A 13,964-nucleotide genomic window follows, 5' to 3' on the forward strand; every position below is an offset into this window, starting at 1 on the left:
TCGTTTGGCGTCTCCGAATTTTAACTCTCTGCATTTAAAGAAAAATGAATACATGTATGAGGCATAGCGGGCAGGCGGCTGTGTTCCGCGCGTCTTACGCGGATGACCACTAGTACGAGGACGGTTGCCGCCGAAGAGCACCCTTGTGTCTAATGCCTCTCTTTCGCCAGGAAGTCGCGGAGCGCCTCGAAGACGCGCGGGTCGAGCGTTTGAGACACGTTGAAGCGCATGAAATTCGTTGCCGATTGCGACAGGCTGAATGCGTTTCCGGGAGCCAAAACGATCCTCTTTTCCAATGCGGCCCGCGCCACATCAGCCGCATCGATGCCGTCGGGCAGCAAGCACCAGAGGAACATTCCGGCCTGGGGCTCCAGCCAGGGCGTTATGCCGAGATTCTTCAGCCGGGCCGAGACCTCGCTCATCGCACGGGAGAGCCGGTGTCTCAGCGTCTCCATGTGTTTGCGATAGCTGCCGTCGCTCAAGACGTTCAGCACCAGTTCCGCCGTCAGCCGGCCGCCGCCGAAGGAGGTGGCGATCTTGAGGTCTGTGAGGCCATCAATCCATTCCGGTTTCGCCACGACGAAGCCGCAGCGGGCCGAGGCCGACAAGGTCTTCGAGAAGCTGCCGATGTGGATAACCCGCTCGAGCCCGTCGAAGGCGGCAAGGCGGGGAGCCGGCGTATATTCAAAATCGGCGAAGATATCGTCCTCGATGATGGCCAGGTCGAACTGGTCGGCGAGTTTTAGAACGCGGTGGGCGGTAACAGGAGACAACGTCGCGCCTGTGGGATTGTGGATGGCGGAGTTGGTGATGTAGAGCCGCGGACGCTCATCGGCGACGACTTGCGCAAACGCTTCGATATCGGGACCGGACGGCGTGTAGGGCACACCAACGATCTTTGCCCGATGGGCGCGCAGGAGCGCATGGAAATTGAAATAGCAGGGATCGTCGACCAGCACCGTGTCGCCGGGTTCCAGCAGGAAACGGCAGAGCAGATCGATTGCCTGCGTGCCGGAATCGGCCAGCATGATTTGGTCGGGGGAGGTTTCGATCCCCCGTTCGCCCAGGCGGCGGGAAATCAGCTGGCGCAGTTGCGGCAAGCCGAGCGGCGAGCCGTAATCGGCGAGGGCCGGCCCGTCGGCGCGGGCAAGCGTTCTGAGCCCGCGGCGCATGCCGTCCCCCGGTAGCCAGGAGGGCGGCAGCCAGCCGCAGCCGGGCTTCAGGTCGGCTTCGGCTGCCTCCAGCGATTGCCGCGATATCCAGAACGGATCCACCGCGCGGTCGAGCTTCGGTCCGGTCTCGGCAAGCGCAAAGGGCGCTGCCTGGTTGGCGACGTAGAATCCCGAGCCTGGTCTTGCCAGGATCGCGCCTTCGGCGACCAACCGCTCATAAGCGTCGACGACTGTCGATGTCGACAGCTTCAACGTCGCGGCCAACCCCCGCACAGAGGGTAGCTTTGCGCCCGGCGTCAGGCTGCGCCCGGCGATGCGCTGCCTGATCGTCGCGGCGACCATCTCCACGCGCGTGCGTCCTTCGTTCATCCGTATTGCTTCCTGCACCATTACAGTTTCGCGAAATTGTATCAGACTGTGACTGTCATAACCATCCGTGTTGGCCGATAAGAGCTAGAGAATGAAGGAATGCAGCGCATCATGGAGCGCGAGATGGACCGCATGGCATCGGGATGGATCAATGGTTTTATCGGGGTGGTGATCTTCAGCGGATCGCTGCCGGCGACGCGCGTGGCGGTGATGCAGTTCGATCCGGTCTTTCGCACCGTGACGCGCGCGGCGATCGCCGGCATTCTCGCCCTTGGCCTGCTGATCGCTTTCAGAGAGAAGCGACCGAGCCGGCGTGACATTCTCTCCCTTGCCGTCGTGGCGTTGGGAGTCGTTGTCGGCTTCCCCCTGTTGACGGCGCTGGCGCTGCACCATGTCACGTCAGCCCATTCGATCGTATTCATCGGCCTGCTGCCACTCTCGACGGCGATCTTCGGCGTGGTCCGTGGCGGAGAACGGCCGAAGCCGGCATTCTGGCTCTTTTCGGTTCTCGGCAGTGCGCTGGTGGCGGGATTCGCACTGACGCAGGGGCTGACGGCCTCGCCGGTCGGCGATCTCCTGATGCTGGCGGCAGTCGTCGTCTGCGGCCTCGGCTATGCCGAAGGCGGCAGGCTTTCGCGCACGCTCGGCGGGTGGCAGGTGATTTCCTGGGCGCTCGTGCTGTCGTTGCCGGTGACGGTCGCGGTCGCGCTTTTCCATAGGCCGGAGACCTTCTCTGGCATCGAAGTGCCGGCGCTGCTCGGCCTTGCCTATGTCTCGCTGTTTTCCATGCTGATCGGCTTCATCTTCTGGTATCGCGGCCTATCGCAGGGCGGCATCGCCGCCGTCGGCCAACTGCAGCTGCTCCAGCCGTTCTTCGGGCTGGCGCTCGCCGCAACCCTGCTGCACGAGCCCGTGACCTGGGCCATGCTCGCCGTGACGGTTGCCGTTATCCTCTGCGTCGCCGGCGCCCGCAGGTTTGCGCGGTAGGCTTGTCCGTCGCTTTACAGAGGATACGTTTTAGGGGGCAAGATTCTTCAACGAGTCAACTCATGTCTCTTCAATATTGAATCCATAGGCTCGCGTGACGAGCGCAACACGGATTTCGTACCGAGTATACCAATCTGACCGACCGCGATTTTGCGCCTGAATGTGATCGACGACTGATTTCCAGGCTCGAATGCTATCCTCATCCTTCCAATAGGAGATGAGTATGCCGAAACCGTCTGCCCCGCGAGCACTTTCGAAGCCGAGATAACCTGGCTGCTGTTTTGCAAGTTCCGTCATCGCATAACCCATCTCGCCATAGCCGTTGTCGAGCTTTGTTCGTTGAGAGGAAAAACTGACCATATAGTATGGCGGTTCAGGCAAAGCGGCGGTGGACATTTGGGCTCCGATCGATTGCTATGTGTGTGGTTTATCGCCGCGATCGCAATACTGCTGTCGGCATACTGCGAAAGCGAGCAATCTTAGGCGCGGCGGATTGCCCCTCATCTTGAGTCATCCATCTGCCGTGACAGCTCGATGCCGTTTTGCCATGGTTGCGCCGGGGCTTCGGACTGAATACCATCCATCATGGTTCGACAAGTTCTCTTTGATCGGTATCAGCGATCCGTTGTGACGGCTGGGCCCTCGCTCGCTCAATGTCGGGAAAGCGCAAGAGTTGCTCTTATGGCTATGGCCCCCGGCGAGGTCTGCCAGCGGCAGGTGCTGGCCTCGACAATTTCGCTCACCCGTTTTCGTCGACCGTGGCAAACTGCGATGGCGGTGATCGCGGCATTTCTCGCGAGATCACCATCCACCTGCTGAATTCAGGCGGAGGCACCGCAGTGACCCGTCGAAGCTCCAAGCAGGCGTTGGTCTCCGCTTTGCGCGACGCCGACATTGCGACAAGCAATCACCCTGGCCGATCTATTCGCTGTTTCCGCGACCCTTTGCTTCCCGCACCAGGTCCGGCATTCCATCGTGGGGACCGAGGGCGTGGGTGGGATGGTCATCCCACCAATCATCGTGCAGCGGTCGGCGGTGAGGGTGGAGCGGGTAGAAAATGCGGTTCTCGGCCTTGTGGCGCTCACCGACGACAAGGAGGTGCACCTCGGCTTGCGTGTTGTTGAGGAAACTATGGGCGATCCCGGTGCCGGCCGGAAATCCGACGGCGTCGCCCTGTTTCAGGCGATAGAGATGGCCGTCAAGCCAGACATCGGGCTCGCCTTCGAGAACGTAGACGAATTCCTCCTCGCAGCTCTCGGCATGCGGAAAGGAGGTGCGCCGGCCAGGCGGCAAGCGCTCGTGATGAATGCCCAATTTTGCCAGACCGAAATATCGTCCGAAAGGCGCACCAATGCTCATCAGTTCGTCGTCATCGTCATAGTGCGAGTCGTCCGGCCGTTCGATCTCGCTCCAATGGACGATAAAGGACGGCCGCTCCAGCGTTGCCATGGTAATCCTCCTGAGTGTGAGAGGTTCAGATGACTGGGGATGCGAATTCCATCAATCCGTATGGCGATGCTGCCGTGAATGGAAAGCGACCGCAAGGGCGAAACGGCGCTCCCACGCAAGCGGCGCGGTCCTGAAGGTTCTGGGGCGAGCGCTTCGTGCAGCGGCGGCTCCCCATCCAGACGCGGGTTTCTACGACTGACTCACTTCGCAGGCACGACGAGCGTCTCTCCCTTGCGGACGATGTAGGTTGCCAATTCCGAAGCCTTGCCGCTGCCGACGTTCTTCGCCGAGTGAACGACGCCTGATGGAATGAAGAGGGATTGGCCGGCTTTAAGGGTAACCGGCTGTCTGCCTTCAAGCTGGTATTTCAGCGTTCCCTCAATGACGAAAGCGATCTCCTCGCCAGGATGTGAGTGATCGGGGGCGAGAACGCCCGGCGCGAAATCGACGCGGACCTGAATGGCCTCGTGGCCGGGCACGTCGATATCGTTCCTGATGAGATCGGTGCGCTGCAGCGGCTGTTCTGCATGTGCTGTTGCTGCGCCGCCGAGAGCAAAGGCGAGCGCGATAGCCTGGATCATTTTCATGTGGTCATCCTTTCTGGATTTAAACCAATCTCGACCATTGGGTCGCGTCCGGATTTCACCTGAGGATTGAACCAGGGATGTGTCTGAAAACCCCCATTTTTGTAATCCAGTGTATCACTACGCCGCCGACGACGAGTCTACGGGTCTGACGCCGGCGAGATTGGCGATGTCCGTGATGCCGCCGGAGGATTCGAAGTCGAATATTTTCTGGGTGACGAGGGCAGCTGCGCCCCGAGCCCAGGAATTGTCCTCCCAGTCAGGCAAGAGGGGCGGGGCGGTTCGGAAGGTCCGGACGGCGAGGGCTTCACGCAGTGGTGTCAGGAAAGGCTCGCCGAGGGAGACGGCTTCGCCGCCGGCGACGATGACTTCGGGATCGGTGATGTTGACGAGATTGGCAAGGGCGGTTCCGATGCCGCGGCCGGAATCGGCGACGAGGGCGAGGGCGGCGGCATCGCCTGATGCGAGCGCGGCCGACAGTTCTGGCAATCCCAGTTCCTCGCGGCCGGTCGCTTCCCGCCAGCGTCTCAGCATCGATGCTTCGGAGTGATAGGCCATCAGGCAGCCGCGCTTGCCGCATTCGCAGAGCCGGCCGTTCTCCTCGTAGAGGGTGTGGCCGAACTTGCCGGCCGCGCCGTTTGCGCCGCGGTAGAGCTTGCCGTCGATGACAAGCGCGCAGCTGATGCCGACGCCGACGGCGAGGACGGCCATGTTGCGATGCTGGCGGCCAAGCCCGAAGAGCTGCTGGGCAATGGCATAAGCGTTGGTGTCGTCCTCCAGCCAGACCGGTACATGGACACGGCTGGCGACGAGCGAGGCGAGGGGGACGTTGTTCCAGCTGAAGCGGTGGCTGCGCACGCAGGCCGTCTGTTCGTGATTGATGACACCCGGCATGGAGATGCCGATGCCGGCGAGCTTCGCATCTGGCCGGCCGGCGAGCTTCACCAGTTCGGGAACGGTGCCCGCCAGCAGGTCGGCGACCTTATCGGGGTCGTGGCCGTCGAGGTTTACTCGCATGGCGGCGACGGGGTTGGTGGCAAGGTCGGTTGCCACGCACTCCACCGAATCGACCATCAGTTTGAAGCCAACGGCGAGTGCGTGCTCGTAGTTGATATCTACCGGGATCGGGCGGCGGCCGGTGAGGCCGGGCACGGTCTTCCCTTCGATGACGATGCCTTCCTCCAGAAGGTCGGCGACGACAAAGGTGACGGCGGCAGGACTTAAACCAATCACCGTCGCGATGTCTGCGCGGCTCCTCGGCCCCTCCCGCCGGAGAAGGTTGAGGATGAGGCGTCGGTTCATGGCTCTCGCCGTGGTCTGGTCGCCTTTTAACTTCACGATGCATTCCTTAATTTTGTAAATTAATTATTGCGGGCTGCAAAGATCTATGCATAAGTTCGGCCGCGGATCAACTCAGCCAGGCGGATTATCGCTAGAATCGCCGAGCGGATCGCAGCGTTGAATGCCTGGTCGGTCGTTTCATGGAGGAGGCGACGGTCGGGAGATGTTGATCGATCAACTGGGAGGAATTCAATGACATTTTTGAAGCAATTTCCGTCGACCACCCGCAGACGCTTCCTGAAGGGCGCGGGGCTGGTTTCCGCCGCAGCAGTCACCGGCAGCTTTCCGATCCCGGCGATCGCGCAGGCCCAGGAGGTCACGATGATTTCCGCCGAAAACAATGGTGCCGCACTCGATGCGCTGAAGGCGATTGCCGCGGGCTTCAGCAAGGAAGCCGGCGTCAACGTCGTCATCAACAATATGGACCACGAGGCCCACAAGACGGCCATTCGCAACTATCTCGTCGCCGGCGCGCCCGACGTCTGCTCCTGGTTTTCGGGCAACCGCATGCGCGCCTTCGTCAAGCGCGGCCTGTTCGACGACATCTCCGACCTTTTCGAGAAAGAGAAATATAAGGACGTGCTCGGCGCGACGGCAGGGGCCGTCACCGACGGAGGCAAGCAGTATGGCCTTCCCACCGGAGGCACGCTCTGGGGCATGTTCTATCGCAAGGATGTGTTCGAGCAGCATGGCCTGACCGTGCCGAAGACGGCCGAAGAGTTCATGGCCTATGGCGACAAGTGCAAGGCCGCGGGCATCACGCCGGTTGCGATCGGCACCAAGGAATTATGGCCGGCGGCCGGCTGGTTCGACCAGATGAACCTTCGCATCAATGGCCTCGACAAGCATATGGCGCTGATGAACGGCGAGATGAGCTATCTCGATCCCGCGCTGACAGCGGTTTTCGACCAGTGGGCGGCGATGATTTCGAAGGGGTTCTTCACGGAGAACCACACGTCCTTCGGCTGGCAGGAGGCTGCGGCGCTCTTGGCGCAGAAGAAGGCCGGCATGATGAATCTCGGCGCTTTCCTGCGCTCGGCTTTCACCGCCGAAGACCTGCCGCAGCTCTCTTACGCGACCTTCCCGGCGCTCGACGCCAAGGTCGGCCACTACGAGGAATTCTCGGTCAACTCGATCCACATTCCCGCCAAGGCCAAGAACAAGCAGGGCGCGCGCGAATTCCTTGCCTACTTCTACAAGCCCGAGAACCTAGCGGCCTATCTGGAGCCGGGCGGCAACGTGCCGCCGCGCCACGACCTGCCGCCAAGCAAAGACCCGCTGGTCAACGTCGCCGTCGAGACGATGAAGACGGTGCAGGGCACGTCGCAATATTATGACCGCGACAGCGACCCCGATATGGCGCAGGCCGGCCTCGTCGGCTTCCAGGAGTTCATGGCCAAACCCGACCGGCGCAAGGCCATCCTGACGCGCCTCGAGGGCACGCGCAAGCGCATCTACAAGATCTAGCAGCTCTCCCAGGGGCGGCGGCGAACCGCTGCTTCCAAGGGGTGGAGGCTGTTTGCCTCCACCCCTTGGAGGAGGTGCGCCTCTGCTCCCGGAGCACGCATGAGTCTGCTCCTGTATTAATGAGGTTCTTGAGATGTTGATGTTATGGCGCCGCCAGCGCTGGTGGCTCACCCCGACTTTACTCATCGCGCCGGCGATATTGCTGTTCTTCACCGTCATCCTGCTATCGGCCGTCAGGAGCCTCTGGATCAGCCTGCACGACTGGGACGGCTTCGGCCCGATGGTCTGGATCGGCTTCGGCAACTACGTCGAGCTTTACAACGATCCGCAATTCTACGTGTCGCTGAAGAACAACCTGATCTGGCTGGTAATGTTCATGGCGGCACCGCCGATCGGGCTCGCCATCGCGCTGCTGGTCAACCAGAAAATTCGCGGCATGCGCTTCCTGAAGTCGCTGTTCTTCATCCCGCTGGTGCTCGCCTCGGTGACGGTCGGCGTGGTGTTCACCTGGGTCTATACGCCGGAGTTCGGGTTGCTCGCGCTGATCTTCAGGGCCTTCGGGGCGACGGCGCCGGCGGTTCTCTCCGACGAGCATTTCGTCACCTTCGCCATCGTGATTGCCGCGCTCTGGCCGCAGATCACCTTCTGCATGGTGCTTTATCTCGCCGGGCTCAACAATCTCAGCGAAGAGCTGATCGGTGCCGGGCGCGTCGATGGGGCGAGGGGCTGGAACATGTTGTGGCACATCGTGCTGCCGCAGCTGACCCAGGTCACCTTCATCGCCATTGCCGTCACCGTGGTCGGGGCACTCAGGTCCTTCGATATGGTATCGGTGATGACGAATGGCGGCCCTTTCGGCTCGTCCTCGGTTCTCGCCTACCAGATGTTCGAACAGTCGATCTTCTCCTACCGCTTCGGTTACGGCGCGGCGATTGCCTCCGTGCTGTTTGTGATCATGGCCGCCTTCATAGTCTGGTACCTCAGCCGCATCATCCATACAGAAGAAAGGGGAGGCTGATGTATCCTCGTCCCATTCCCGAAGCCGACGTCTGGCAGCGCCGCCTCTATGTGTTCGCCGTCGTCATCGTCCTTCTGCTCTGGCTCTGCCCGCTGTTTGCGATCATCCTCACCTCGTTCCGTTCGACCGAGGATGTCATGGGCGGCAATCTGTGGGGATGGCCGACCGGCATCGGCGTGGTCGACAATTACACGGCTGTCTTCACGCAGACACCGATGGCCCGCTACTTCCTCAACAGCCTGACGATCACCATTCCCTCGGTGATCGGCGTCCTGGTGCTGAGCACGCTCGCCGGCTATGTGTTGTCGCGCTACCGCTTTCCCGGCAACATGCTGATCTTCGCGCTGTTCGTCGGCGGCAATTTCCTGCCGCACCAGATCATGATGATCCCGGTACGCGACCTGATGGTCCGGCTCGACCTGATCGACACCACGGCGGCGCTGATCATCTTCCACGTCGCCTTCCAGACCGGCTTTGCAACACTGTTCATGCGCAATTTCATTGCCGCACTTCCCGACGAGCTGTTCCAGGCGGCGCGAGCCGAAGGGGCCTCTCCCTTCCAGACGCTGGTGCATGTGGCGATCCCGCTGGTGCGGCCGGCGCTGGCCGCACTTGCCATCCTGATCTTCACCTTCATCTGGAACGATTATTTCTGGGCCGTGGTGCTGACCGTCAGCGACTCCGTCAAGCCTGTTACCGCCGGCCTTGCCAATCTTCGCGGCGAATGGGTGTCGGCCTGGAACCTGATTTCCGCCGGCACCATCGTCGTCGCCGTGCCGCCCGTCGTCATGTTCTTCCTGATGCAGCGCCACTTCATCGCCGGCCTGACGATGGGAGCGGTGAAGGGATGAGCAATCTCCTATAGTTCCAAGTTTCAACAGCAGAGAGCCAGGACGCATGACCAGTCTCGAACTCCGACAGATCAACAAGAATTACGGCGCCTATCATGCGCTGCGCGGCATCGATCTTTCCGTAGCGCAAGGCGAGTTCATCGTCATGGTCGGCCCCTCCGGCTGCGGCAAGTCCACGCTTTTGAAGTCGATCGCAGGCCTGGAGGAGATCTCCTCCGGCCAGATCCTGATCAACGGCCGCGACGTCAGCAAACAGGAGCCTGGGGACCGCGGCATCGCCATGGTCTTCCAGTCCTACGCGCTCTATCCGCATATGACGGTGGCGGAGAACATGGGCTTCGGTTTGCGCATGGCCAAGCGCCCGAAGGCCGAGATCGAGGCGGCGGTGGCCCGCGCCGCCAAGATCCTGAGGATCACCGACCAGCTGGAAAAGCGGCCGAAGCAGCTCTCCGGCGGCCAACGGCAGCGCGTGGCGATCGGCCGGGCAATCACCCGTTCGCCCGACGTTTTCCTCTTCGACGAGCCGTTGTCGAACCTCGACGCAGCACTTCGAACCCAGATGCGCGTCGAGCTCAGCAGCCTGCATGCCGAACTCGGCGCCACCATGGTCTACGTCACCCACGACCAGGTGGAGGCCATGACCATGGCGAGCCGGATCGTCGTCTTGAACCAGGGGATAATCGAGCAGGTGGGCTCACCGCTCGAACTCTACCGCAACCCTGACAACCTCTTCGTCGCGGGCTTTCTCGGTGCCCCGCGAATGAACTTCCTCGGCGTTACCGTCGACGAGGTGTCCGGCCGCAATATCACGGTTTCGGCGCCGGGCCTTGTGCCGGTGACGGTCGAACTGGCGGAGGCCGCGGTGCTGCCGAAGGGCGCCAGCCTGACGCTGGGTGTAAGGCCGGAAAACATATCGGTGGTCGCCGACGCTGCCCAAGGGGGGGCGATCAACGGTGCGGTCCGACTGGTCGAGCATCTCGGGCGCGAAACCATCCTCTATATCGACGCCGGCAATCTCAGGACCATCGCCTCGGAAAGCGGCACCGGCAACATCACGGTGCAGCTGAGCTACGTCGCGCCCGTTACCGCCGACCAGAACGTGGCGCTGAAGCTCGACGCCAGCGAACTTTATCTCTTCTCGCCCGACGGCGGACGCACGATCAGCGCCCGCAAGACGATCCTCGACAGATAATCACAGGAAACATCACCGTGTCCGACAAGACCGCAAACCTTTCCGTATGGAACTCCGTCAAGACCGACCGCTTCCTCGTCGGCGCCCCGCATTATCCCGAGCACGTCGACGAAAGCTACTGGGAGCGCGACGCCGAGCGCATGGCAAAGGCCGGCTTCAACGTGGTCAGAATGGCCGAATTCGCCTGGCATATTCTCGAGCCGAAGCTCGGCACCTTCGATTTCGATCTGTTCGACCGTGCCATCGCCATGCTCGGGCGCTTTGGCATCGACACGATCATGTGCACGCCGACGGCAACGCCGCCGCGCTGGCTGACCGTGGCGCATCCAGAGATTCTAAGGGTCGACGGCAAGGGCCGACCGATGAGCCATGGCTCGCGGCAGCATTGCGACACGGCGAGCCCGGTCTTTCGCGAACACAGCCGGCGCATCACCAAAGCGATGGCCGAGCACTATCGCGACAATCCCTTTGTCGTCGGCTGGCAGACCGACAACGAGCTGAATACCAGCATGCCGGAGAGTTTTTCGAAGGCGACGCTCACCGAATTCCAGGCCTTTCTGGCCGGCAGATATGGCGAAATCGACAAGCTCAACACGGCGTGGGGCGGCGATTTCTGGGCGACGGCCTATGACAGTTTCGACCAGGTGGTGCTGCCGATCGAGTTCGGCCCGACCTTCCCGAGCCCCGGACATCTCCAGGATTATCACCGTTTCCTGGCCTTTTCGACGGCGCGCTTCCAGCACGACCAGGTCGAGATCCTGCGCGCCGTGAAACCCTCCTGGTTCGTCTTCCACAATCTCGGGGGTCTCAGAGATATCGACTTTCGCGGCCAGTTCACCACCGATCTCGATTTCGTCGGCTACGATATCTATCCGATGCTCTACGACGAGTTCCAACGGCTCGGAAACCACGCCAAGGTCCAAGCGCTGCACCTCGATATCTGCCGCGGTTTTTCCGGCAACTACATCGTTCCCGAGCAGCAATCGGGTTTCGGCAGCCAGCCGGGCTTCTGCACGCTGACGCCGGAACCGGGCGAACTGCGCCGCATGGCGCTCTCCTCGGTCGCCCATGGCGCTGACGGGTTGATGTTCTTCCGCTGGCGCCCCGCGCATTTCGGCGCCGAGATCTATTGGATGGGCATCATCGACCACGACGACGTCGCCCGCCATCGCTATGACGAGGCGAAACGCTTCGCAACCGAGATGACCGCGCTAGCGCCCAAGATCCTCGGCACCTATGTGCGTATGGATGTCGGCATCGCCGGATCCGACTTCGACAATCAGGAAGCTCACAAGACCTATCCAATCGGCCTGCCGAGCCCACAGGACGATGCGATCCTGCTGCACCAATATTGCTACGACCGCGGCATTGCCTGCGGCTTCATTCATCCCGAGGACGATCTTTCCAAGCTCAAGCTGCTCTATGTCCCCCATTGGGTGATGTGGAAGGACGAATGGACAGAAAGGCTGAAATCCTTCGCCGAGCATGGCGGCACTGTCGTCATCGGCGCGCGCACCGGCACGCGCAACGAAGACAACCACGTCATCCGCGAGACCGCGCCCGGCACCTCGCTGTCTCAGCTCACAGGCGTGCGCGTCGAGGATTTCGGCCGTCTTGCTGCCCCCGGCGCCAACGGGCTGTTCGATGTGATGGAGCGTTCGGGCGGGCTTGTCATTCCTCCGAACAAGCCGGCGGAATCGCACCGGCGCGAGCGCCGCTTCAAGATTGGCAACCGCGAACTGGCTGCCGGCTATTTTTATGAAAACCTTGCGACCGACGGCGATGTCGAAGTGGTCGCGGCCTGGTCGAACCGCTATGCCGAGGGCCAGCCGATGGCGACGTCGCGCAAGGTCGGTAAAGGGCAGGTGGTCTATGTCGGCACCTATCTCACGCCGGATCTGACGGCAGCGCTTGCCGGGCGGCTATTTGCGCCCGTCGGCATCGAGCCGCTGATCGGCGAGCTTCCCGAGGGTGTCGAGGTGACCATGCGGATGAATGACGACCGTCGGCTGCTGTTCATCCAGAACTACACCGACCAGCCGGCCGCCATCGGCGGCGTCCCCGCAGGCTGCGATCTCCTGAATGATGAAAACCCCGTTGCCGGCCGGCTCGATCTCGAAGGTTATGGCTGCGCGATCATCGAATTGGAGGGATGAGCTTGCGCGCGCCGTCGAAGCCCAAGAGCTGCCTCACACCAACCCTCTCCCCCAAATGGGGCGAGGGAACGTGCCTGAAGCCCCTTCGGCTCAATACCGGTCATCATCGGGGAGTACCAGTCTGGCGAAGGAAGGCGGGAACGCAATGAATTTACAGCTCGTCGTTTAATGCAGTTTCGTGGAACTCATGTCCTCGACATGGGCGGCAGGTGATGATCTACGCTTATCCTCGCTTGGATCAGGTCACGCGCAAAGATGTGAAATCGAAGATTTTGCAAACAGCTCTTGAGCTTTTCTCGAGCCAAAGACGTGGATTCGCCCCGGAGAACGCCCCCGGCAATTTCGGCTTCCTGGACCGCGATCTGGATTCGATCATCGGTGACCCGTCGCGTGGCTGCTTCAAGTGCGGAGAACTCTGCCATTGCTCATCATAGCACAGTCCGAAGATCGAAACTGAGATAGTTTAAACGCGCCTTCATGAGTGCTGCGCGCGCCTACACAAGCTCCCTGTTTACGAAAGGTCGAGCGGTCGCACCGGGTGGAAATGTGCTGCCACCTGCAAATACGGGGTTCCGCCTCGAGGTTTGCTATATCCCCTGCATTCGCCGAAGTGCCGGCGGCAAAAGATCGTCTCGACGTTTCAGCGCCGACAACAATTCGTTTTCCGAGGATACGCCATTTCGAAACTCCGATTTGAGAAAGGTAAGCGCGGCACGCTTTTCTTCGGAGTCTGCAACAGCGTGGCTGCCCCGAAAGCCGGCACTTCGAAGGACTGTCCTGATAAGGCCGATGTCGGTTGGATCATCAATTTCTGACAAATGAGTGGAAGACACGACGTCCTCCTTGCTGGGGCTAGGGTAATTGCCCTCAAACAGCAGCGCCCGTGACATGGCTGCCGTCAGCTTTAAGGTGGTTACGACACCTTCAGTTTGCGATGATGCCCGCGGGCGGTGAACGTGGCATCACGCCGCCCGCCGATGCATCGAGAGCGACCGGGGCGCTATTCGATGAGTTCCGCCGTGGGGATAGGGACCGGCGAGGCAGAGCCATAACCGGTTTCAACTCAGCTGTTCTAGGAACTCGTTTTGATCCGCCTTCGTTCCAAATCAGGCGTGAAGCCTAGAAAACACTGCTCGCAACAGCTGGAATGCTCGAAAGTTCTTTATGCGTTCACGTAAGTATCAGTAAGTCTGCATAAAGAAAAATAGTGAAATTATCGAACCGTTGAAAATAAAATTTATAAAATACCTGAATAATTCATCCTTTTTCAATCCATTGTATTCCGGATTCAATAGTATTATAATTCGTTGCGTCAACAATTCACTTGGCTCTTAACCGAAGGATTGGAATTCAACGCGATCAAGCGCCGAAATATCCG

General features: G+C 60.8%; 13 protein-coding genes. 7 read left to right on the forward strand and 6 right to left on the reverse strand.

The window, feature by feature from the left end; genetic code table 11:
* Positions 1–149 precede the first annotated feature (149 nt).
* Positions 150–1,562: an aminotransferase-like domain-containing protein gene (locus tag BS629_RS18810; protein ID WP_018242695.1), complete on the reverse strand. Its 1,413-nt coding sequence runs from the start codon at positions 1,560–1,562 to the stop codon at positions 150–152.
* A 102-nt stretch (positions 1,563–1,664) separates the two neighbouring features.
* On the opposite strand from BS629_RS18810, the gene BS629_RS18815 reads away from it, so the two are divergent.
* Entirely contained in the window at positions 1,665–2,528 is an 864-nt protein-coding gene (locus BS629_RS18815) for a DMT family transporter (RefSeq protein ID WP_026188452.1), read from the forward strand.
* A gap of 60 nt (positions 2,529–2,588) precedes the next feature.
* Here the strand turns inward: BS629_RS18815 and BS629_RS18820 are convergent, their stop codons facing one another.
* The 4 genes from BS629_RS18820 to BS629_RS18835 form a co-directional block, all read right to left on the reverse strand.
* Complete coding sequence (locus BS629_RS18820) at positions 2,589–2,924, reverse strand: antibiotic biosynthesis monooxygenase family protein (RefSeq protein WP_018242693.1); 336 nt, start codon at positions 2,922–2,924, stop codon at positions 2,589–2,591.
* A 525-nt stretch (positions 2,925–3,449) separates the two neighbouring features.
* On the reverse strand, positions 3,450–3,977 hold the full coding sequence (locus BS629_RS18825) for a cupin domain-containing protein (RefSeq protein ID WP_077988340.1): 528 nt from the start codon (positions 3,975–3,977) through the stop codon (positions 3,450–3,452).
* 200 nt (positions 3,978–4,177) lie between these two features.
* Positions 4,178–4,564, reverse strand: coding sequence for a cupin domain-containing protein (locus BS629_RS18830; RefSeq protein WP_018242691.1), 387 nt, complete (start codon positions 4,562–4,564; stop codon positions 4,178–4,180).
* 117 nt (positions 4,565–4,681) lie between these two features.
* A complete protein-coding gene (locus tag BS629_RS18835) occupies positions 4,682–5,899 on the reverse strand; it encodes an ROK family protein (RefSeq protein ID WP_018242690.1) in 1,218 nt (405 codons plus the stop codon).
* A gap of 195 nt (positions 5,900–6,094) precedes the next feature.
* Here BS629_RS18835 and BS629_RS18840 point away from each other — a divergent pair, with 195 nt between their 5' ends.
* From BS629_RS18840 to BS629_RS18865, 6 genes are all read left to right on the forward strand, one after another.
* Positions 6,095–7,369, forward strand: a complete 1,275-nt coding sequence (locus BS629_RS18840; RefSeq protein WP_026188451.1) for an ABC transporter substrate-binding protein — start codon at positions 6,095–6,097, stop codon at positions 7,367–7,369.
* A gap of 133 nt (positions 7,370–7,502) precedes the next feature.
* Positions 7,503–8,387: a carbohydrate ABC transporter permease gene (locus BS629_RS18845; RefSeq protein ID WP_018242688.1), complete on the forward strand. Its 885-nt coding sequence runs from the start codon at positions 7,503–7,505 to the stop codon at positions 8,385–8,387.
* Positions 8,387–9,238, forward strand: a complete 852-nt coding sequence (locus BS629_RS18850) for a carbohydrate ABC transporter permease (RefSeq protein ID WP_018242687.1) — start codon at positions 8,387–8,389, stop codon at positions 9,236–9,238. Before BS629_RS18845 ends, BS629_RS18850 begins: the two co-directional genes overlap by 1 nt.
* A gap of 46 nt (positions 9,239–9,284) precedes the next feature.
* Positions 9,285–10,430 (forward strand): ABC transporter ATP-binding protein, encoded by a 1,146-nt coding sequence (locus tag BS629_RS18855; protein WP_018242686.1) that lies wholly within the window; start codon positions 9,285–9,287, stop codon positions 10,428–10,430.
* Between the two features lie 17 nt (positions 10,431–10,447).
* Complete coding sequence (locus BS629_RS18860) at positions 10,448–12,586, forward strand: beta-galactosidase (protein ID WP_018242685.1); 2,139 nt, start codon at positions 10,448–10,450, stop codon at positions 12,584–12,586.
* Positions 12,587–12,798: 212 nt separating this feature from the next.
* Positions 12,799–13,020 carry a hypothetical protein gene (locus tag BS629_RS18865; protein ID WP_018242684.1) on the forward strand — a complete coding sequence of 74 codons (222 nt, stop codon included), beginning with the start codon at positions 12,799–12,801 and terminating at the stop codon, positions 13,018–13,020.
* A 153-nt stretch (positions 13,021–13,173) separates the two neighbouring features.
* Here the strand turns inward: BS629_RS18865 and BS629_RS38925 are convergent, their stop codons facing one another.
* Positions 13,174–13,419, reverse strand: a complete 246-nt coding sequence (locus BS629_RS38925) for a hypothetical protein (protein WP_155256924.1) — start codon at positions 13,417–13,419, stop codon at positions 13,174–13,176.
* Positions 13,420–13,964 lie beyond the last annotated feature (545 nt).

The organism is Rhizobium leguminosarum bv. viciae USDA 2370 (genome assembly GCF_002008365.1).
Lineage (GTDB): Bacteria > Pseudomonadota > Alphaproteobacteria > Rhizobiales > Rhizobiaceae > Rhizobium > Rhizobium leguminosarum.